Annotated in this window: 18 protein-coding genes; 16 read left to right on the top strand and 2 right to left on the bottom strand. The window is 43.7% G+C overall.

Features of this window, described 5'->3' with window-relative positions; all coding sequences use genetic code 11:
* The first annotated feature begins 243 nt into the window (after nucleotides 1–243).
* The 4 genes from G476_RS0116955 to G476_RS23000 all read left to right on the top strand — a co-directional run bounded on the left by G476_RS0116955 (nucleotide 244) and on the right by G476_RS23000 (nucleotide 5299).
* Nucleotides 244–1368 (top strand): extracellular solute-binding protein, encoded by a 1125-nt coding sequence (locus G476_RS0116955; protein WP_026691138.1) that lies wholly within the window; start codon nucleotides 244–246, stop codon nucleotides 1366–1368.
* 24 nt (nucleotides 1369–1392) lie between these two features.
* Entirely contained in the window at nucleotides 1393–3075 is a 1683-nt protein-coding gene (locus tag G476_RS0116950; RefSeq protein WP_026691137.1) for an ABC transporter permease, read from the top strand.
* Nucleotides 3076–3817: 742 nt separating this feature from the next.
* Nucleotides 3818–4948, top strand: a complete 1131-nt coding sequence (locus G476_RS0116945; protein WP_026691136.1) for a S8 family peptidase — start codon at nucleotides 3818–3820, stop codon at nucleotides 4946–4948.
* Nucleotides 4949–5059: 111 nt separating this feature from the next.
* Entirely contained in the window at nucleotides 5060–5299 is a 240-nt protein-coding gene (locus tag G476_RS23000) for a hypothetical protein (protein ID WP_156906621.1), read from the top strand.
* Between the two features lie 94 nt (nucleotides 5300–5393).
* Here the strand turns inward: G476_RS23000 and kynU are convergent, their stop codons facing one another.
* Nucleotides 5394–6671, bottom strand: a complete 1278-nt coding sequence (kynU, locus tag G476_RS0116935; RefSeq protein WP_026691135.1) for a kynureninase — start codon at nucleotides 6669–6671, stop codon at nucleotides 5394–5396.
* Between the two features lie 142 nt (nucleotides 6672–6813).
* On the opposite strand from kynU, the gene G476_RS0116930 reads away from it, so the two are divergent.
* The 4 genes from G476_RS0116930 (at nucleotide 6814) to G476_RS0116915 (ending at nucleotide 10207) form a co-directional block, all read left to right on the top strand.
* Nucleotides 6814–7035: a hypothetical protein gene (locus G476_RS0116930; protein ID WP_026691134.1), complete on the top strand. Its 222-nt coding sequence runs from the start codon at nucleotides 6814–6816 to the stop codon at nucleotides 7033–7035.
* Between the two features lie 306 nt (nucleotides 7036–7341).
* Complete coding sequence (locus G476_RS0116925) at nucleotides 7342–8361, top strand: beta propeller repeat protein (protein ID WP_026691133.1); 1020 nt, start codon at nucleotides 7342–7344, stop codon at nucleotides 8359–8361.
* Nucleotides 8362–8548: 187 nt separating this feature from the next.
* The gene (locus G476_RS0116920) at nucleotides 8549–9139 is read left to right on the top strand and encodes a DUF4352 domain-containing protein (RefSeq protein WP_026691132.1); all 591 of its coding nucleotides are present in this window, start codon (nucleotides 8549–8551) and stop codon (nucleotides 9137–9139) included.
* 75 nt (nucleotides 9140–9214) lie between these two features.
* Entirely contained in the window at nucleotides 9215–10207 is a 993-nt protein-coding gene (locus tag G476_RS0116915) for a helix-turn-helix transcriptional regulator (protein WP_051314895.1), read from the top strand.
* A gap of 316 nt (nucleotides 10208–10523) precedes the next feature.
* Here G476_RS0116915 and ytvI read toward each other — a convergent pair whose 3' ends face one another.
* The gene (gene ytvI / locus G476_RS0116910) at nucleotides 10524–11666 is read right to left on the bottom strand and encodes a sporulation integral membrane protein YtvI (RefSeq protein ID WP_026691130.1); all 1143 of its coding nucleotides are present in this window, start codon (nucleotides 11664–11666) and stop codon (nucleotides 10524–10526) included.
* A 360-nt stretch (nucleotides 11667–12026) separates the two neighbouring features.
* On the opposite strand from ytvI, the gene G476_RS0116905 reads away from it, so the two are divergent.
* From G476_RS0116905 to G476_RS0116870, 8 genes are all read left to right on the top strand, one after another.
* Entirely contained in the window at nucleotides 12027–12923 is an 897-nt protein-coding gene (locus tag G476_RS0116905) for a diacylglycerol/lipid kinase family protein (protein WP_026691129.1), read from the top strand.
* Nucleotides 12924–13238: 315 nt separating this feature from the next.
* Entirely contained in the window at nucleotides 13239–14984 is a 1746-nt protein-coding gene (locus G476_RS0116900; protein WP_026691128.1) for an ABC transporter substrate-binding protein, read from the top strand.
* A gap of 130 nt (nucleotides 14985–15114) precedes the next feature.
* A complete protein-coding gene (locus G476_RS0116895; RefSeq protein WP_026691127.1) occupies nucleotides 15115–16071 on the top strand; it encodes an ABC transporter permease in 957 nt (318 codons plus the stop codon).
* Nucleotides 16072–16083: 12 nt separating this feature from the next.
* Nucleotides 16084–17016 (top strand): oligopeptide ABC transporter permease, encoded by a 933-nt coding sequence (gene opp4C / locus G476_RS0116890; protein WP_084405813.1) that lies wholly within the window; start codon nucleotides 16084–16086, stop codon nucleotides 17014–17016.
* A 4-nt stretch (nucleotides 17017–17020) separates the two neighbouring features.
* Entirely contained in the window at nucleotides 17021–17995 is a 975-nt protein-coding gene (locus G476_RS0116885; protein WP_026691125.1) for an ABC transporter ATP-binding protein, read from the top strand.
* Complete coding sequence (locus tag G476_RS0116880; protein ID WP_026691124.1) at nucleotides 17992–18960, top strand: ABC transporter ATP-binding protein; 969 nt, start codon at nucleotides 17992–17994, stop codon at nucleotides 18958–18960. Before G476_RS0116885 ends, G476_RS0116880 begins: the two co-directional genes overlap by 4 nt.
* A gap of 314 nt (nucleotides 18961–19274) precedes the next feature.
* Nucleotides 19275–20225, top strand: coding sequence for a carbohydrate ABC transporter permease (locus G476_RS0116875; RefSeq protein WP_026691123.1), 951 nt, complete (start codon nucleotides 19275–19277; stop codon nucleotides 20223–20225).
* Nucleotides 20222–21031 (top strand): carbohydrate ABC transporter permease, encoded by an 810-nt coding sequence (locus G476_RS0116870; protein WP_026691122.1) that lies wholly within the window; start codon nucleotides 20222–20224, stop codon nucleotides 21029–21031. Before G476_RS0116875 ends, G476_RS0116870 begins: the two co-directional genes overlap by 4 nt.
* Nucleotides 21032–21033: the final 2 nt, after the last annotated feature.

Here is a 21033-nt window from a genome sequence, read left to right as displayed (position 1 = left end):
CCTGAAAGCTGCCATAGCCTTTCGATAGATAACATGCACAAGAAATGAGCTGCCCTCCAACACGATGTGGGGCAGCTTGATTTGTTTATGTATAAATAAAGAGGACAAAATAACATAAGAAAAAAATCAAAATTCACTCAAAAACACCTGTTGACAATGAGAATCATTTTCACTATAATTCAGTTTAGATGGTGATGAGAATCTTTCTCATTTACAGACTACATAAAGAATAGGGGTATACAGATGAATAAGAAGCTTAAGTTTTTATTGTTTGCATTACTATCATTGTCCGTCCTTTTTGTCGCCGCTTGTGGTGATAACGAAGCTGAAGAAGAAGGAACAGATGGTAATACGGAAGAGGAAACAACAGATAGTGATTCCGAACAAGATGGAGACGCTGTTGGAGATGATCTTGATGGGGAACTTGTTGTGTATTCTTCTCGAAATGAAGTATTCGTTCAAGCGTTGCTAGATAAATTTGAGGAAGATACAGGTGTTGAGGTTCGTGCCCTTCACGGAGCCGATCCATTACAAGTGGAAGAAGAAGCTGCAAATGTGCAAGCTGACATTTTCATCTCAAACGATATCGGTGGATTGGAATACTTAAATCAAAACGGCCTTCTCCAAGGCGGAGAATATGAGAACGTAGATACGATTGATGAGCAATATCGTGCTGAAAATAACGAGTGGGTTGCGATCTCAACTCGTGCTCGTGGATTCATCTATAATAAAGATATGATGTCTGAAGATGAAGTACCAACAAAAATGGAAGACCTACTAGACCCTAAGTGGGCAGATGTTGAAAATGGCTACGTGATTACTCGTGGTGGAAACGGCGGTATGATTGGAAACGTTTCTGCTCTACGTTATGAGTGGGGAGACGAGAAAACAGCGGAGTGGGTTGAAGCCATTCAACAAAATGCTTCAGGTATTTTAGAAGGACACGGAGACATCCGTCGTGCCGTTGGTTCTGGAGAGTACGCGTTTGGTCTAGTAAACAACTACTACTACCACCAACAACTTGAAGAGCCGACTGACAACAATGTTGGATTTGTCTACGCTGACCAAGGCGAAGGTGAAATGGGAGCAATCGCAAATGCTGCCGGCTTAGGTATGGTAGAAGGAGCGCCTAACGACGAGAATGCAAAAGCATTCATGGATTGGATATTGCAAGAAGAAAATCAATTGGAGTTTGTCGGTGAAAGCCTTGAAGTACCAATTAATCCTGATCTTGATCCACCATTTGAAGATGCCGTTTCTGTAAATGAACTACAACTTCAAGATATGCCATTAAAAGAACTTGGTAATTACTTTGAAGATACGGTATCATTGATTGAAGATGCAGGTTTAGATCTTGAATTAAGATAATATTGGTATAAATAAGGAGACAGCATGATGAGGGACGAAAACAACAAGGAAATGCATAACAAAAAACATGCTAAGGTTGGGGAAGATTCTTCTCCAGCCCTTCTCCGTTTTATTAATCGTTTTTGGTTTCAAATGTGGAGAGGGAATCCACCAGGGCCTATTCTAGTTATTTTAGGTCTTGTTGTAGCGTTGCTCATGTCGATTCCGATCTTTTATGTTGTGTGGCGCTCTATATTTGCAGGGGCAGATTCATGGCTGAGGCTTCTTGACGGTCGTATCCCGCAACTTTTATGGAACACCCTTAGCTTAACGGTAGCTGTAACGGTTGCAGCTGTTGTAATTGGGGTGACCTTGGCATGGATTGTCATTCGAACGGACTTGCCTGGTAAAAAAGCGTGGCAATGGCTTTTGGCCCTACCCCTAGTCATCCCTCCATATGTGGGGGCTGTGACTTATATTATCGTGTTCGGTCGAAGTGGCTGGGCTCGGGATGTTTGGGAGTCAATTCCATTTTTTACGGCGATACTCGGGGATTATAACTTAAATATTTATTCGTTCTTCGGTGTGTTTCTCGTACTAACGATGTTTACGTACCCCTATGTTTTCTTAATCGTTAGTGCTTCTCTCAGAAGAATGAATAAAAACTATGAAGAAGTAGCCCGTTCTCAAGGGTTCTCAACAGCTCAAGTCTTTTGGAAAGTGAATCTGCCCATGTTACGACCGGCCATCGGCGCAGGGGCCATTTTGATCTCTCTTTACGTTCTTTCGGACTTTGGTGCTATTGCCATGCTCAGGTATGTGACGTTTACAGCAGCCATCTACTTTCAACGAGCGAGCTTTGATACAGCTTCCGCATCCGTACTTAGTCTTGTGCTGATCCTTCTTACGATGGTGATTCTTTGGATTGAAGTTATCTCAAGGAAAAAAAGCAAATACTATCAGACTGCCAATACGTTTCGAGAGCCAGATACGCTAGCCCTTGGAAAGTGGAAGCCACTTGCTATTATTTACGTGAGCGTTGTCTTTTTCTTTTCCGTCTTTTTACCGATTGCCGTGCTTATATACTGGACGTCTATCGGAATCGGACTTGACGCGTTGGACAGTCGATTCTTTGAATATGCATGGAATAGTGTGAAAGTATCGGGGCTAGCGGCCTTAGCGGCAATGATTTTGTCATTACCGGTCATTTATTTGAAGTCACGATATCCGTCTCCTATTTCTACAGCCATTGATAAAATGAGTTATGCGGGCTATGCGTTACCAGGTGTCATTGTTGCACTGGGAATGGTGTTTATTTTCAATACGCATATCCCATCTTTGTATAACACGTTCTACGTGATTATCATTGCCTTTGTGATCCGCTTCTTGCCACAGGCGATGCAAGCGGGGGAGGCGTCCTTGAGTCTCGTGTCTCCAAGGATTGATGAAGCAGCGAGAAGCCTCGGCTCACCACCGTGGAAAGTGATGGTCAAGGTCATTTTGCCATCGATCATGCCAGGTGTGTTAGCAGGGGGAGCGCTCGTGTTCGTAAGCTCAATTAAAGAACTTCCCGCAACGCTCATGCTAAGGCCACCAGGCTTTGATACACTAGCCGTGAGAGTCTACTACAATGCATCTGAGGCGATTTACTATCAAGCAGCCCCAGGAGCACTTCTGATTGTATTAGTCTCACTTATACCATTACGTTATCTACTAAAAAAATACTAAACGATACGAGAGTACCCTCTACTTTTAGAAGGGTGCTCTTTTTTAGTATACAAGGCTCCGCTTTATTATCGATTTCTTTAATTCACTAGAAACGACTCCCTTTTCTACGTAATTGTTAGATCCTCATCTGAATATCAAATTATAATCATTCACTGTCAAAGACGATTCGACTCTATTATGTGAATAGGTGTAGCCGGAATGTTCGAGACTCCTGTGGTAGTCGGGGCCAAGGTGAGACCCCGGAACGAAGTGAGGAGGCTCACCGGACCACCACGGAAAGCGAAGGACATTTCGGCTACACCTTTGTGGAGCTTATTTACTTTACTCGATTTCTTTAGTTGATGACTATTAGGGGCTCCAGGACTCAAGGTAATAGGAGTGTCGCTATTAGCACTTAGCTACGCATAACAAAAGGACTCAGAATTCCACAAAAAATAAAAGGTGTACTGAACGAACAAGAAGATGTAGGGCATCATTTTTGAGCTATAAGAATGGAATAGTATAAAAATGAGAGATTAGTCCTCCTACCTCTCAAAAAAAAAGTAGAGTAATAACAAAGTCATGGGAAAGTTGGCGGGGTCTTTGGTTTAATACTTTTATCTACCAAGAAAATAGGTCCAATCATGGTAATAAATAGAATCTATCATACTATAAAAGAATGTAAAATTTAGTGGTATTATTTTAATTGTTCAGAATAGTCTATCTATTTTAGATCAAAAAAGAGTAGGGAGTGGTTGGGAAGATGAAAAGACTTTTAGTCGCATTTATGACAGTCTGTTTGTTTTTCAGCGTATTTGCCATTAGTGCCAGTGCAGATAGCGTAGGAAAGCAAGATCGAGAAGAATACTTAGTGATGTTTGACGGAAAAGCAGAAAAAGGGCTCTTAAACGCCTTTGGTGTATCAGACTCTGAGATTTTGCACGAATACGATTTATTACCGGTTTATCAGTTGTCACTAACTAAGCAACAAGCAAGAGGATTGCAAAATCACCCACAAATCAAATATGTTGAAGCAGATGCAGAAGTGAAAAAGAGTCAAACAACGCCATATGGTGTGCCACAAGTACAAGCTACTGACGTGCATCAATATGGATACTTTGGTCAAGGGGTGAGAGTAGCAGTCCTTGACACAGGAATCGATGCAAACCACTCAGATTTAAATGTCTATGGAGGGCATTCCGTATTTTCAAACTGGCCTGAAAGCAGTCCTTACTATGATGGAGATGGACACGGCACACACGTAGCAGGAACGGTAGCCGCCTTAAACAACAGCATCGGCGTACTAGGAGTAGCACCGTCCGCTCGCCTTTACGCAGTTAAAGTTCTTGACAGCAACGGAAATGGCTCCTACTCCGGTATCGCTCAAGGAATCGAGTGGTCCGTAAACAATGGAATGGATATCATCAACATGTCACTCGGTGGATCGCAACACTCTTCGATCCTACAAGCTTATTCTGACTATGCCTATAACCAAGGGGTGTTGCTTGTAGCGGCAGCAGGAAACAGCGGCAACGCATCCGGCACAGGAGATTCCGTAAACTTCCCGGCAAAATACAATAGTGTGATGGCCGTAGCAGCAGTGGATTGGAACAACAACCGTGCGTCCTTCTCAAGCACAGGTCCAACTGTTGAAATTGCAGCTCCTGGCGTGAACATCCAAAGCACATTCCCAGGTAACACATACAGAAGCCTCAATGGTACATCCATGGCCTCCCCTCACGTAGCAGGTGTAGCCGCATTACTGATGCACTATCAACCAGGTTACACAAACGCACAAGTGAGAAGCGTGTTAAACAACTCAGCCAAGCCTTTAGGCAACAGCAACCACTTCGGTAACGGATTGGTACAAGCATTCGACGCATTCGTTTACTAAAAGTCAAAAAGCTTTCCGCACACATTAAAGGTGTCCGGAAAGCTTTTTTCTTCAATCAAAACGATTAATTCCTCCTCAAACGGGAATAGCCTAGTAACGAATCAGAGGAGGATGAGACACATGGCAGCCACAAAAGAAGAAGTACGAAACATGATCGATGAACTATCCGAAGAACAAGTCGAAGCCGTCTACGAGTACCTAGAAGGCCTCGTCGATACAGAAAAAATGGAACACACGAAGGATACCGAAGCCGACGGCACACACGAACAAGACACCAAAACCAAAGCCGCTGACGTAAGTGTCACCGACGACCTCGCCCATCGCGACAGAGGACAAGATCCCGAACGTTAGGAAAAAAAAGACGAACACCTCTTTACCCAAAGAGTTTCACCAAAAAGCCCGGAACGAGTCCTAAGACTCGCTTCCGGGCTTTTTCCACGTATCCTCACGCAATCACGTTTCTCTTATTTGAAAACTGTTTAAACTCTTCTTCTTTAACAATCGTATACAACGCATCAACCGTCTTCCACACATCCAAGTAGCTAATGTAAAGAGCCGCTGGCGTAAGACGAATCACATTCGGCGCTCGAAAGTCAGGAAGAATCCCTCTCGCTTTCAACGCCTTACTAATACTTGCCGCTTGATCGTGCTTTAAACACACATGCCCCCCACGCCGGTGATCTTCTCGAGGGTTTTCAATGGTGAAGCCAAGTCCCTCAAGCTTCTCATCTACTAAAGCCATTAAGTAATTCGTCAAAGCCAACGACTTCTCTCGAACACTCTCAATCCCCGCTTCATGAAAGATTTCAAGTGAACCAAGGAGTGGAGCAGCGCTCAAGATGTGAGGGGTGCCAATTTGATAGGCTCCAGCGTTCTCGGCAGGACTAAAGTGGTGTTCCATATCGAATTGCTTTTCTTTGTCCGAACCAAACCATCCAGCAAGCCCCGGCTCCGTCCCGAAATGGCGCTCATGAACGAACAAGCCTCCTACACCACCCGGTCCATTGTTCAAATATTTATAGTTGCACCACATGGCAAAGTCCACGCCCCACTCATGAAGCTCATGGGGCATCGCACCTACCGAATGAGCCAAATCAAAGCCGATCACAATGCCTTGTTTATGAGCTTCTTCTGTCAGACGCTTTATATCAAGTACCTGCCCGCTTCTGTAAAGCACCGACGGCAGCAACATAAGGGCCACTTCATCTGTCATGGCCTCAATGATCGTATCTTCATCAAGCGTTTGGCCGTCCGCACTTTCCACTTGAACCAAATGATTGGCGGGATCAAGCCCCCGAAGCTTGAGCTGACTTTTCAGCGCATAGATATCTGACGGAAACGTAAGTGCATCGGCCACTATGGTCCTCTTTTTCCCTTGCGGCTTAAAAAATGTTGCGATTAGCTGATGAATGTTTGTCGTAATCGAGCCTGTAACAACCACTTCTTCAGGCTTTGCTCCAACGAGCGGGGCCGATTTTTTACCCAGCTTTTCGGATAAATAAAACCACGGCTCTTCCCCGTCCATCCACCCGTTGATGCCATGTTCTTTCCAGTCCTTTAACGAAGTCAGTAGCGCCTTTTCCGCCCGTTTTGAAAGAAGACCAAGAGAGTTCCCGATCATGTACGTGGTGCCTTCTTTTATATAAAACTCATCTTTAAATCTGGCTAGGGGGTCGTTCTTATCCATCTCTAATGCATACTGTTTTGTAAGATCCAAAGTCATCGTAATGCCTCCCATAAAGGTTGAAGTCTCATTCTCTCATTCTAGATGAAGCTTTTGAAATCCTTCATGATTGAAAAAACAGAGAGGGGGAAAGAAGGGATATATAGAGGCTACTGAAAAAGTACCAAGGAGGAAGATAACGATGGCAGTATCAAAACAAGAATTACACAGAATGATCGATCACTTAGATCAAGCTGGGCTTGATGACGTCCACAGCTACTTACTTGAGCTCCGAGAAACGGAAGAGGAGGAGCTATCTAAAGGTCAAGTGGAAGGCTTGTACGACCAAGACGCGTACTTTGAAGAAGGGGAGATCAACCCTGAAGACATGAAAACGAATGAAGACGTAAAGCGACGAGGGTAAAATGGACCGTTCTCCGGTGGAGGACGGTTTTTTTAAATGAGGTGTGAGTGGCTAAGTGGATCAATGTTGAAATAAGTGGATCAACCTGGCAATAAATCGGACAAACCTAGAATAAGTGGCTCAACCTGAAAATAACTGGAACAAACCAAAAATAACTCGATCTTCCGAAACTCGAAATGTCCCCCGAGATGGAAAAGTGATCGATAAATCTCAAAATAGATGAACAACCTCGCCCCGCCCCCCGCTCTCCACGTTTTAAAACCTCCTCAAACGAGAATAGGAAATAAAAACGTGGAGGCGAAGGCAATGGTCAATATCTATTTATCATCTCATAGTTCCATCATTCATGTATCAGGCGAGAAAGACGAGTGGACGATTAATGACTTGGACTTGGAAAAGGGAGAAATTCAGTCTCTAGCAGTAGACCCTTTTAGCGGTGTGATCTATGCAGGCACATTTGATCACGGGCTGTATCGATCAGAAAATGGCGGGGAGTCTTTTGAGCGGATTGGTGAGGACATTCTTCATGATCGGGTAACCTCATTACATGTGGCGCCACTAAAAGACGGTGGTACTTACGGCACCTTGTATGTGGGAATGGAACCGAGTGAGTTGTTTCAGTCGGCTGATGGAGGAGAAACGTGGAAGCAACTCCCTGCCCTAACCGAGCTGCCTTCAAAGAAGGAGTGGAGTTTTCCTCCTAGGCCGGAAACGCACCATGTCAAAGATATAACAACGAGCTATCAAGATCATGGGCTACTATTAGCCGGGATTGAGCTTGGAGGCGTGATGCGTTCCTTGGGTAACGGGGAGACGTTTGAAGACCGAAAAGAAGGATCGCAGTTCGATGTGCATAACATTGTGACTCATCCAATTGAAGAGCAGTATATCTATGAAGCTGGTGGCGGGGGATTTGCCTATAGTGAAGATATGGGCGAAGGATGGAAAACAGATAATACCGGATTAGGGGCGTTCACTTATCTTGTCCAAACAGCAGTAGATCCTGCTGACAGTAAGGCAGTGATCGTGGCAGGAGCAAAGGGACCTGGCTCCGCCTATGTTCCTGACACAGCTGAATATCGGTTATTCAGAAAGCGAGGAAACGAAGCTTTTGAACAAGTCGAAGAAGGACTACCGGAAGCCGAGGGTACCACAGTGCCTCATCTCCTTACTCACACTGGGGAGCCGGGCGTATTTTACGCCGTTTTTAACCGGGGCATCTACAGGTCCCAAGATCAAGGGAAAACGTGGCAGGTGCTACCATTGGAGTGGCCGCCATTTTTACAAAAACAACCGATTGTTGCGGCGTGTTTGAAAGAGATATAGTGAATCCCCAACGGACCATTCCATGTGGATGGTTCGTTTTAGTTGAATTGAATAGCTTTAAGCGGAATTCTCCTTTTTAACAAAAAAGATAAAAAAATTTCCCCCAAACGTGTGTTCACTGACAGTGTGTGTCACACCTCTCATTATAGTAGAGAATGTAAACACATTCTGAAAGGGGAAATGAAACATGAAAAGAGTTAAAGGGTTGATGGCAGGGTTATTGATGTTGGGGGCGCTTGCGGCTTGCGGAGAATCTTCAATTGAAAACGTAGATACAACGGATCAAGAAGCTGCAGCATCAACGGAAGAGACTGAAGCGGAAGAAAATGATGAAAGCGATGAGTCTGAGGAAGAGGTACCAGAAGAAGAGGAAGTGATTGAGGAAGAAGGGCTAGGAATGGGGGACACGGTAAATTTCAACGGTCTTCACGTGACGGTGAAAGAGGTCCGTCAATATGAAGGTGACGGGGATTGGGTGACACCGGATAATGACTACTTTTTAATCCTCGATGTGAGCATTGAAAACACGACTGACGAGTCAGCGAACATCTCTACGTTAATGCAAATGAGCTTAGTGGACCCAAGCGGATACAGTCAGGACATGGACATCTTTGTTGATACAAGAGGCAGCCTTGACGGTGAAGTGGGAGCTGGACGTACAATGGCTGGAGAGATTAGCTTCGACGTGGAGGAGGCGGAATTTTACGAGTTTATCTTTGAAGATCCATTTATGAGTGGTCAAGCGATTTGGACGGTTGCAGCTGGGGATTGGCAATAGTAAGGAGTGACCGGGGGAGGAGACTTCTCCGGTTTTTTTCAAAAAGTATCGATCTAACATGGGGATTATAGTAAAATGGCTCACAACAGGACGGTGATTGATGTGACGCAGGTGGAACGTCTTTTCTACATTATGCAATATCTTAACAATCATGATTATGCTACGGCAAAAGAACTGGCCGAGCATTGCAATACGACGGTGAGAACGATTTATCGGGATATGAACAAATTCGATGATTTGGGCATCACGATCCGTGCGGATGGACATGCGGGGTATAGGATGCTCGAGAATCCGATTCGTTCAGGAGGGAGGCTCACGAAGGAAGAGTGGATGGCGCTTACACTCTATCCGATTTTGAGCGAAGGGATTACGTCCGGTGAACATCCTTTTCATCAGTCTTACAGAACGGGCTTGGAAAAAGTCATGACTCACGTTCAAAAAGGCGACGAATTGTCCGGGGCAGGTGCGGGGTTAGGGGAGCGGATTCGTCTTCATTCCCGACCAAAAGATCCATCCCAGTTCAACATCATGCCGAAAATGATTCCGGCGATTGCCACAAATCAAACGGTTCACGTCACGTATTATGCCATTTCTCGGGACAAACGCACGCAACGTAAGCTCGATCCGTATTACCTGGTCCCCCGGGAAGGACACTTATATGTGATCGCTTATTGTCATATGAGGGAAGTGGTTCGCGTGTTCAGGCTGAGCCGATTTGAAACTGTGGAGCCTACAGGTGAGACGTTTAAAATTCCGCGAACCTTTGACATTGACGAGTATTTATCAAGGCGGTGGTCAATCATTTCGGATGATACGGAAACGACGTTTTTGGTTAAGTTTGACCAAGAGGCTGCCAGATACGTCTTGGAGGACGACTTTCACGTGGACACGGAGCGTATGCCCCAAAAGGATGGATCCCTTTTACTGAGGACTACGGTGAACAGTAACGAAGAGTTTCTTCGTTGGATTCGGTCTTACGGCATGAGAGCGGAGGTTCTGGAGCCTCATGACGTCCGTGAACAAATGGCTGATGAGTATCGGACCTTGTTAAAAAAATATGAGAGTTGAGGGCGCTTAGTGGCGCTCTTTTTTTTGTATGGTCGAAGGGGAGGTGAAAACAGGGTTTCCGTGCTTAACTCCTCTAAATTAGAAATATGTCAGCTAATTACATATTTATCGCCGCCAAATGAAAAATATGTCCGCCAATTACACAATTATCGCCGCTAAAGCAAAAATAAGTGGATGATACGAGACTCGAACGACCCATCGCAAACCCCTCCTCCAGCATAGGACCCGACCGGCTAAACACGAGCGAGTAAAACTGCCAAACAAAAAAAGCCACGAGCAAGAGAAGCAACTGCTTTCCTGCACGATGGCTCTGCCTTTACAAATGCTTCTTCTTTTCCTCTCGATCCACAAATCCATCCTTTACGAAATCGGTAATGTCTTTTACCACACCAATGTCTTTTAAAATAACAATAATCACTAAAAACAGGGGTCCTAAAAACAATCCGAATGCACCGAACAACTGAAGGCCAGCAAATAAAGAAATGAGAACGGCGAGAGGGTGCAAATTCATACTCGACGAAAGGATCTTAGGCTCAAGTGACTGGCGTGCCACTAGGGTGACCCCGTACACAACGGCAACACCAATTCCTAAAGTCAAATCTCCTATAATAAACAGGTAAATGGCCCACGGAATCAAAATTGTCCCAGAACCGAGATACGGGAGAATTTCTGCCACTCCCACCACGATGGCCAGGGTGACGGCTTGGTCTACTTGAATGATCGTCATACCGATAAGTACAATGACACTCGTGAGGGCCATTAAAATGAGCTGTGCTCGCAAGAATCCTAATACCCGAATGCGAAAAGCCCGTCCAAAGAGCCGAGTCTTTTTCAAAATCGGAGCCGAGAAAAAATCGTGCAAGTAGGCTTTCATATGGCCCCAATCTTTTCCGATGAAGTAGACCGATAATAAAATGAAGAATATAACGATCATGGATGATGGAACAGCAATAAGTAACTGGCGAAGGGTGTCAGCCAGGGCTTGGCCGAGCTGACCGAGTAATTCACCTGCTTGCGTCCCAAGCCCCGTGATGCCCTCTTGCAAGGCTTGTTGTTGCTCGGGAGTAAGTGTGGCAATGATGCCTATCACTTGTTCCCAAATGGGAAAGATCGTTGTATTAAAGAAATCCTGCATATGTATAGAAGCAGTCATAAACCATTCAGGTGCGTACTTCGTAATTTGTTGAATGCCGAATATGAGCAGGAAAACGAGTCCGGTGAAAATGCCTCCAATTGTTGAAAGGCCCACAAGTAAAGCGGCTAACACAGCGAGTCCGTTAGGGAAGCGTAGCCGTTCTCTAAGCACTCGAATCAACGGGAGAAGAGGCCAAACGAGTAGCGCCGCGATTAAGAAAGGGTAGGTTAATGATAGGATACGACCGAGAACCCATAGGGAGACGGCGATCACGATCGCCACGATCAATGCTCTTAAAAAAACGTATGCTTGTTCTCTAGTCATGACAAGGGACCTCCAATGTATGTATCTTCTTATTTTTTCCGAAAAAGGCCGAGTGAAAACATGCACATCATAAAATTCGACTTGAAGTCGTTGATTCCTTCTCTATAGAGAAGGCATTAAGTAAGTTAAAGATTGAACTTTTTCAGCGCCTTTATTGGCAATGGCTCCACTCGGTTGCGGGCCTGATACGAGAAGCCCACTCGTATCAGTCTTTCAAAACAGGCAACCGTTACGCTCATTGCATAGAAGGCATTGAAAAAGTTAAAGGTCAAACTTTTTCAATGCCTTCTAGAGAGTGGGTTAGAGAAGGGTAGAATACGGGTAAAATAAACATATGTCTCATTGAATCGAGGGTTTACAATGTACAACAAAGTCTTACTTATCTATAACGGTAACGCTGGTCAAGATGAAGTAGAGCGCCACATCCAAATTGTTGCCCGAACACTTGCGGGTAAAGTGGATGAGCTTATTCTAAAGCGTACGAACGACAAAGGCCACGCGGAAGAGATTTGCAAAGAGCGTGGAGAAGAGGTTGATCTCGTCTGCATCCTTGGTGGAGACGGTACGGTTCATGAATGCGTAAACGGACTTGCTTCTTTACCTAATCCTCCTGTGATCGCCATTCTTCCGGGAGGAACGTGCAACGATTTCTCCAGGTCTCTTGGTATTTCACAAAATATGAAGCAAGCGGCACAATCCATTCTTTTAAATCATAAACAAAGAGTCGATATTTTGAAAGTAAATGAACGCTGGGTTACGAATTTTGTAGGCATGGGCCTTATTACGGATGCGTCTCAAAACATTGACCAAAATCTGAAGGGTACCTTCGGACGGTTGAGTTATTTTATAAGCGCAATTAAAACTGTGCGGGAATCTAAGCCGTTTTCATTTACCCTTACCACAGAAGGCAGGGAGATGGAAGACGAGGCAGTGATGATTTTAGTTGCTAATGGAAACTATCTTGGCACAAACCAACTCCCATCCCTCCATGAAAAAATGAATGATGGATCGGTCAACGTGTTTATTTTACGTGAAGCGGGAATGGCTGTCTTGAAAGAATTTATTCAAAATAAGGACTTGAACGATTGGGATATGGAAAATGAAGCATTTGACTTCTTAGAAGCGAGTGAATTGAAGATTACGACCGACCACCCGATGAAGCTCGACATGGACGGAGAAGTGTATGGGGAAACCCCGGTGGACATTCGGTTGTTCAAGGAACACCTTACGTTTATTGTGGGGCAGGAACATGAATGAAAGGTCACCTACAAAAAAAGAAGTGAAGTTTTTTAGTAAGAGCGAAATTCTTGGACCGTTACTCAATTGAGAGTAGCGGTCCTTTACAATTACCAAAGTACCCTACTAACGGAACGTTAATCAAAAGGTATGCTTAAGTATATAGAAGTCGTAGGAACTAATATTTCCAATGACTATCTATGAAAATATACTTAATTCCGAGTAAACAAATAAGAATTATAGAAAAAGGTTGACTTTATCCATTTATCTCGTTAAATTAATAAACTATAAGGTTCCAAAATAAAGGAATTCAGGAAACAACATGGGAGGGTTAACATGAAAAAACAGTGGTTAGGGTTAACGGTATTGTCGGGTTTGTTAGTACTTGGTGCGTGCAACACGGAATTGGAATCGGACGCACAAGAAGAAAATGGGGAAAAGACTGAGAGTTCAACGGAGGAAGTGGAAGCAGAAGAAAATGACGTCGTGGATGAAGTGTTTGTTGAAGCGGGCAATCCTGCTGCTTCACCTGAATTGGCGCTGAATAGAGGAAACACTGTTGTTGTGGGCCTTCAAGAACCAGGAGGTGTATTCACGCCTCACTTTAATACGAGTGGATATGACGGAAACGTTCAATCGGTCATGTTTCCACCATTAGTGGATATTAATCCTCAAGGTGAGCCGATTCCGAGACTTGCGGAAGATTGGGAGATCTCTGAGGATGGAAAAACGTATACATACTTTTTGCGTGAAGGCTTAAAGTTTGATGACGGTACAGACCTTACAGCAAAGGATGTCGCGTTTACGATTACGCTTCTGCATGATCCAAGTTATGGGGGAGGAACGGATATTACAGAAGCCCAAGTGGTTGGAGGCCTCGAGTACAAAGAAGGAGATGCTGAGGACATAAGTGGCATTCGAGTCGTTGACGACCGTACTATTGAAATTGAAGTAGAAGAGCCGAATGCTCGCTCCTTGACAATGCTTGGTGGCCAAGTATTAAGTGAAGCTTACTACGGGGCAAACTATGAAAAAGGGGATATCGATTATTTAAGTGACCTTCACTTAAAGCCACTTGGGGCGGGTCCGTTTAGGTTTGACGAGTACAACCCAGGGCAGCACATTCGATACGTAGCAAATGAATATTATTATGCGGGCAAACCATCAGTGGATACATTCATTTACCGAACAACGGAAGGGGATTCTCAGCAGTTTTTCCAAACTGGTGAACTGGATTACAGTGCATTCCCTGCAAATCGGGATAATTATGAACTCTTAGAGTCTATGGAATTTGCCAACATCAATGTCTATAATTCTTCCAACTACAGTTATATTGCTTTTAACAATGAAAGTGAGGTATTCGAAGATCCTTTAGTCCGTCAAGCTTTCATTCATGGATTGGACCGTGAGACGATTATCGCTGCCCATTATCAAGGGTTTGCAGAAGTGGCGAATGTACCAGTAGCGCCAACTTCATGGGCATATACGGATGAGATTGAAGCTCCAACTTACGATCCGGAATTAGCAAAAGAGCTACTGGAAGAAGCAGGATGGGAAGAGGGAAGTAATGGTATTCGTGAGAAAGACGGGGAACGTCTGCGTGTTTACTATTACACATCTGCAGGGGGCCTAGGTGATACGCTTATTCCGATTGCTCAGGAAAATTACAGTGAAATCGGAATTGACCTTCAAGTAGAGCAAATGGACTTTAATGCTCTCTTGGCTCGAGTGGACGCTGGAGATCATGATCTAGCTTCCTTTTCTACAACCATGCAACCAGATCCACACGTTGGGGTGCAAGCCTTCCATTCTACTCATACAGGAGCAACATTCAGAGGTTATGAAAATGACGATGTTGATCGTTTGATAGAAGCGAGTGTTGGTACAAATGACCAGGATGAGCGTATTGAAGCATATCACGAACTATATCAAGCTCTCCAAGACGATCCGCCAATGATTTTACTTAACTACAACAAAGTATTATCAGGAACAAACGCCCGAGTAGATGGTTTTGAACCAAACGGGGTAAGAGGGATTACACCTAGTCTAGAGCATCTTGAAGTGGTTGATGTCACGCCATAGGTAATGGATGGGAAGGGCGTTCAACGCCCTCCTTTTTAGGTTGTCGCGCTATCCAAATGTTGCGACTTGTCTTTAATGGCTTTTTAACAGGTGAAACGTAATCAGTATTGTGAAAGGGAGGAATACGGCGATGGGAAGGTATATTTTAAAGCGTTTGGCTTATTTAATTCCAACGTTGATTGGGGCTTCGATTTTAATATTCTTTTTATATTCTTTAGTACCGGGCAATTTTATTGATGGTGATCCAAACCTGACGGCTGAACGGAAGGCTGAACTGTATGCCTTATATGGGTTTGACCAACCTACAATCGTTCGTTATTTCATTTGGATGGGGAATTTATTAACTGGTGACTTAGGGTTTTCACTTCAATTTCAACGACCGGTGACAGAAGTGTTAAACAATTACATTTGGAGCTCGTTCATTGTGGCCTTTGCGTCCTTATTTCTCACATGGGCTATTGCTGTTGTTGTAGGGGTTATTTCTGCTACAAAGCAGTATTCTCTGTATGATGCGGTTATTACCATTTTGGTTTTCGCAGCGATGGCAACACCATCCTTTTTCCTTGGCCTCATTGTTATTAAGTATTTTGCCGTTGATTTAGGTTGGTTCCCGGCAGGAGGAATGACTACGACAGGTGCAGATTACACTGGATGGGAACATGTGAAAGATGTGTTGGAACATATGATTTTACCTGTTCTTGTACTGACAATGCTTGGTATTGGAGGGCTGACACGCTACTTCAGGACCAATATGCTCGAGGTAGTGAAGCAAGATTTTGTTCGAACTGCTCGAGCGAAGGGGTTAAAAGAACGAGTAGTCATATACAAACATGCTCTGCGTAACGCTTTATTGCCAGCTATCACACTGTTTTCATTTGAGCTACCGGCTCTTTTCAGTGGTGCGATTATAACTGAACAGATCTTCAACTGGCCTGGTATTGGAGCCATTTATATGCAGGCATTTACTGTTCGGGATTATACGTTATTAATGGGATTCACTATGTTCATTGCTGTCCTCACCGTGATCAGTAATCTAATTGCTGATATTTTGTATGGTCTAGCAGACCCTCGGGTACGGGTGAAGTAAGGAGGAAATTAGATGGAAAATATTCCGCAAATACCTCGGCAGATGGAGCCAAAGGTAGAGGTAGAAGGAAGTAAGTCGTCACTTTGGGGGCAAGTGTGGCGAAGGTTTATTAAGCGAAAGATGGCGGTAGTTGGTTTCCTGTTTTTAACGATGATATTTGTATTCAGCTTTATTGGTCCGTTTTTCTCTCCTTACACTACCATGGGAACGAATCCAATAAACGCTCATCAACCTCCGAGTAGTGCACATTGGCTTGGGACAGACCACTTAGGGCGAGATGTATTGACGAGGTTGATGCTTGCAGGGAGAATCTCTCTTACAGTTGGCCTTGGTGCAATGGTTCTCTCTGTTAGCATCGGAGGCATTCTCGGTATTTTGGCAGGTTACTATAGAGGGATTGTCGATCAAATCGTCATGCGTATTGCAGATGTTCTGATGACTCTTCCCGGTTTGCCCCTTTTATTTATTATGGCTGCAATTATGTCAGAATGGCGTGTGCCGGCAGAACACAGGATGTATATTGTCATGATTATGCTTAGTTTGATTGGTTGGCCCGGACTTGCCAGATTGATACGAAGCCAGGTATTGAGTTTAAGAGAAAGGGAATTCATGCTTGCTACTGACGCATTAGGGTTAAGAGACAGGCGTAAGCTGTTGAACCATTTATTGCCTAATGTTGTTCCGATTTTGATTGTAACAGCGACCCTTAGTGTAGGTGGAGCCATTTTGAGTGAGTCGGTATTAAGTTACTTTGGACTCGGTGTCGTTCCACCTACTGCCTCTTGGGGGAATATGATCAATGCGGCCAACTCATTGATTGATTTTACGAATCGACCGTGGTTATGGATTCCTCCAGGTGTCGCGATTTTCGTTACGGTAATTTGTATTAATTTATTAGGAGACGGGTTGAGAGACGCGATTGATCCCAACATGAAAGGACGTTGATGACGTGAGTGAACGAGCATCTGTTTTAGAGGTGAAGCATTTGTCAGCACATTTTGAAACAGAACAGGGAATCGTTAGAGCGGTTGATGATGTGAGTTTCTCTGTAAAAGAAGGAGAGACGGTTTGTGTCGTAGGGGAATCGGGCTGTGGAAAAAGTGTGACCGCGATGTCGGTCATGGGGCTTGTTCAGACAGACGTAAAAGGTGACTTGTTTTTTAAAGGTAAGAATCTAGCTGAGCTTAGTCGCGGAGATTTGAGAAGAGTACGTGGAAATGATCTGGCCATGATTTTTCAAGAACCTATGTCTTCACTAAACCCGGTACTTACTATCGGTGAACAAATTATGGAACCTCTCTTAGTCCATCATCCTTATTCTAAAAAACAAGCGAGACACAAAGCTATTGAGTTAATCGAATTGGTCGGCATTGGACGTGCAGAACAGATTTTTAAATCTTATCCTCATCAGCTTAGTGGCGGGATGCTCCAACGAATTATGATTGCCATTGCCTTGTCGTGTGATCCAGATATGCTTATTGCCGATGAACCAACGACTGCATTGGATGTCACAATTCAAGCACAAGTACTGGACTTACTACGAACATTACAAGAAGAGCGGAATATGTCCATGCTATTGATTACTCATGACCTTGGTGTTGTAGCGGAAGTAGCGGACTTTGTAGTGGTAATGTATGCAGGAAAAGTGATTGAAACAGGGACTGTCCATGACATCTTCGCTTCACCCAAGCACCCTTATACAAAAGGTCTTCTTTATGCAAAGCCAGTGTTGGGAAACAGAACGAAAAAACTCTATACAATACCAGGACAAGTACCGAATCTTGTAGATCTTACGCCATCATGCTATTTTCACGAGCGTTGTGAACACGCCATGGATATTTGTCGTGAAAAAATGCCTACATTAAAATTAGAAGATCGGCAACATGTGGCTTGCTGGTTATATGAAAAAGAGGTGAAAGGATGAGTCAGTCACCACTAATTGAAGTGAAAAATCTAAAAAAGTACTTCACCCAAAAGTCTTCGCTTTTTGACCGGAAGCCCTCACCTGTAAAAGCGGTGGATGACGTCACTTTTACAATTGAAGAAGGCGAGACATTTGGTTTGGTAGGAGAGTCAGGGAGTGGAAAAAGTACGATAGGAAAGTCCTTAATTCGTCTTCATGATATTAGTGAAGGAACGATTAAATATCGTGGTATTGATATTCACAACAAGTCCAAAAAAGAAATGAGAAGCCTTAGGACGAAGATGCAATTTGTTTTCCAAGACCCCTTCAGTTCTTTGAATCCTCGTATTCGTATTGGGGATGCTCTTGCGGAGCCCCTTTTGGATCATGGATTGGTTACAAAAGATCGTGTACGTGACAAAGTGAAAGAAGTGATGGAAATATGTGGACTACCATCATATCATATTGATAAATATCCCCACGAGTTCAGTGGTGGTCAGCGTCAGAGGATAGGTATTGCAAGAGCGATGGTTATGGAACCTGACTTTATTGTAGCAGATGAACCTGTTTCCGCTCTGGATGTTTCCATTCAAGCGCAGATTATAAATTTATTTAAAGAGTTACAAGAAAAAAAGAACATGACATATTTGTTTATCTCTCATGACTTAAGTGTTGTGGAGCATTTATGTAACAAAGTTGGGGTATTGTACTTAGGTTCTATGATGGAACTGACTACTCGAGACAAATTATATGAAAACCCCCTGCATCCTTATACGAAAGCACTATTATCGGCTGTTCCCATACCGGACCCTACGAAACGGCGTGAACGCATAGTTTTGAAAGGGGATATTCCAAACCCGGCTAATCCCCCAAAAGGGTGTAAGTTTCATACACGCTGTCCTTTTACGGAAGATATCTGCCTTAAAGTACAACCATTATTTAAAGAGGTAGAAAAGGGACACTATGTCGCTTGTCATTTAGTGTAAGTAGAAACCGCCGTTGTATCTTTGGTTAAACAACGGTTTTTGGGTTAGAGGTGAGACCTCATCCAATCCCGAGCAATTAATCCTCAAACTTAATTGATTTAACGTTTCTCACACAATCTCGAAAAATGAATAAACATTAATATTCTTAATCTTGTTGAAATATTTCGTGCCTCTGCTATAATCGACATATAACAAAAAAGTTGGGTTAGAGATGACGAGAAACCCCTGTTTTAATAACGCGCTACACGTGCGCTTATTAGGGGTTTCTTTTTTATGCACTTTTTCCGGCTTATTCAGACAGAGGGAGGGAAACGATGGAGATTGAGAAGAAAACAAACACGTCTGTTCAACAAGTAAAAAAACCGGTACATAAGCGGAAATCGGCAAAAAGGAGAGAATGGGAAAACCTTGGAGCTGGGCTTCTATATTTACTTCCGGCACTCCTAATCGTGGGGGTTTTCTTATTTTACCCAATGATGAAAACGCTTTATTATAGCTTCCACGTCACCAATGCAAGCGGAGCTGTAATTAACTTCATCGGATTTGAGTATTACCGAACGCTCTTTGAGTCATCTGCGTTTCGGACAAGTATGAAAGCAACGTTCTTATTTGCTCTTTATACCGTACCTACTACGATTATCATTTCATTGTTTTTAGCTGTCATTACGAACGAAAAGGTAAAAGGCGTTCCATTTTTCAGAGTTGTCTTTTCGTCGACACTAGGTATTTCCGTTGCGGCTGGTGCAACGATATGGTTGCTTTTGTTCCACCCAAGTCTTGGTGTACTAAACAATATGCTTAATGCGTTCGGACTGAGTGGGGTTCAGTGGCTCACATCACCGAATGTGGCACTCATTTCTGTGGCGATTACGACGATTTGGATGAACATCGGCTTTAACTTTATTGTTCTTTTAGGTGGTTTGCAAAATATCTCTGAAGAGCTTTACGAGAGTGCGAAAATTGACGGGGCTGGATATTGGAGGCAACTGTTCAATATTACAATTCCGCTATTATCACCAACGCTCTTTTTTGTAAGCGTTGTCACGATTATCAATTCGTTTCAAACATTTGGTCAGGTTGATATCCTCACAGGTGGTGGACCTGCGAACAGTACCAATTTGATTGTTTACTCGATTTTCCGAGAAGCATTCTATAACGGTTACTTTGGTTATGCGAGTGCCCAGGCGATTATCCTGTTCGTTCTCGTTCTGATCTTTACGTACATTCAATTTAAAGTCGGAGAAAAGAAGGTGCATTATCAATGATGAAAAAAATCATAATCTACACGTTGCTCATACTCTCTTCTTTGATCATCACCTTTCCGGTTTTATACGCGGTCTCTGCAAGTTTTATGACATCGGCAGAAATCAACAGAGGGGCTTTGCTCCCGTCGAGTCTGTCATTTGAAAACTATGTGGCTGCGTTTAACAACGTACCACTATTGCATTTCTTGTTTAATAGTTTCGTTGTTTCATTTACGGTTATGATCGGACAATTGATTCTTTGTAGTTTGGCTGCTTTTGCGATTGTTTTCATTCCGTTTAAAGGAAGGAATTTCGTGTTTTTCTTGTTTATTTCCACGATGCTTATTCCTTGGGAAGCGACGATTATCCCCAACTACGTAACGATTCAAAACCTTGGTTGGGTGAATACCTATCCCGGTTTGACAGTACCGTTCTTTGCGATTGCGTTTGGTATCTTCCTTTTGCGTCAGCACTTCTTGACGATTCCAAAGGAGCTTTATGAGTCGGCGCAAATCGATGGATGTACACGGTTCAAGTTTTACTACAAGTTTGTTTTACCGTTATCCAAACCAATGCTAAGTGCTCTTGGAATCTTCGGGTTTTTGACTACGTGGAACATGTACTTGTGGCCACTTCTTGTTACAAACAACAACGATGTGCGTACAGTACAAATTGGGCTGAAGATGATGGTATCTGCTGAAACAGGCACGTCTTGGAATGTGGTTATGGCCGGGACTGTCATGGTTCTTTTACCGACACTGCTTTTACTGATTCTAGGGTTGAACCAGCTTAAACGCGGTCTAACTGCTGGAGCATTAAAGGGATAAAT

The organism is Alteribacter aurantiacus DSM 18675 (genome assembly GCF_000429705.1).
In the GTDB taxonomy this organism is placed as follows: Bacteria; Bacillota; Bacilli; order Bacillales; family Salisediminibacteriaceae; genus Alteribacter; species Alteribacter aurantiacus.
This window is presented reverse-complemented; position numbering and strand designations above follow the sequence as displayed.

Coding starts and splice junctions, on each gene's coding strand:
- G476_RS0116895 (WP_026691127.1), top strand. CDS start 15,115: ATGGGAAGGTATATTTTAAAGCGTTTGGCTTATTTAATTCCAACGTTG.
- opp4C (WP_084405813.1), top strand. CDS start 16,084: ATGGAAAATATTCCGCAAATACCTCGGCAGATGGAGCCAAAGGTAGAG.
- G476_RS0116870 (WP_026691122.1), top strand. CDS start 20,222: ATGATGAAAAAAATCATAATCTACACGTTGCTCATACTCTCTTCTTTG.
- G476_RS0116880 (WP_026691124.1), top strand. CDS start 17,992: ATGAGTCAGTCACCACTAATTGAAGTGAAAAATCTAAAAAAGTACTTC.
- G476_RS0116905 (WP_026691129.1), top strand. CDS start 12,027: ATGTACAACAAAGTCTTACTTATCTATAACGGTAACGCTGGTCAAGAT.
- G476_RS0116920 (WP_026691132.1), top strand. CDS start 8,549: ATGAAAAGAGTTAAAGGGTTGATGGCAGGGTTATTGATGTTGGGGGCG.
- G476_RS0116875 (WP_026691123.1), top strand. CDS start 19,275: ATGGAGATTGAGAAGAAAACAAACACGTCTGTTCAACAAGTAAAAAAA.
- G476_RS0116945 (WP_026691136.1), top strand. CDS start 3,818: ATGAAAAGACTTTTAGTCGCATTTATGACAGTCTGTTTGTTTTTCAGC.
- G476_RS0116955 (WP_026691138.1), top strand. CDS start 244: ATGAATAAGAAGCTTAAGTTTTTATTGTTTGCATTACTATCATTGTCC.
- G476_RS0116950 (WP_026691137.1), top strand. CDS start 1,393: ATGATGAGGGACGAAAACAACAAGGAAATGCATAACAAAAAACATGCT.
- kynU (WP_026691135.1), bottom strand. CDS start 6,671: ATGACTTTGGATCTTACAAAACAGTATGCATTAGAGATGGATAAGAAC.
- G476_RS23000 (WP_156906621.1), top strand. CDS start 5,060: ATGAGACACATGGCAGCCACAAAAGAAGAAGTACGAAACATGATCGAT.
- ytvI (WP_026691130.1), bottom strand. CDS start 11,666: ATGACTAGAGAACAAGCATACGTTTTTTTAAGAGCATTGATCGTGGCG.
- G476_RS0116915 (WP_051314895.1), top strand. CDS start 9,215: ATGGCTCACAACAGGACGGTGATTGATGTGACGCAGGTGGAACGTCTT.
- G476_RS0116900 (WP_026691128.1), top strand. CDS start 13,239: ATGAAAAAACAGTGGTTAGGGTTAACGGTATTGTCGGGTTTGTTAGTA.
- G476_RS0116930 (WP_026691134.1), top strand. CDS start 6,814: ATGGCAGTATCAAAACAAGAATTACACAGAATGATCGATCACTTAGAT.
- G476_RS0116925 (WP_026691133.1), top strand. CDS start 7,342: ATGGTCAATATCTATTTATCATCTCATAGTTCCATCATTCATGTATCA.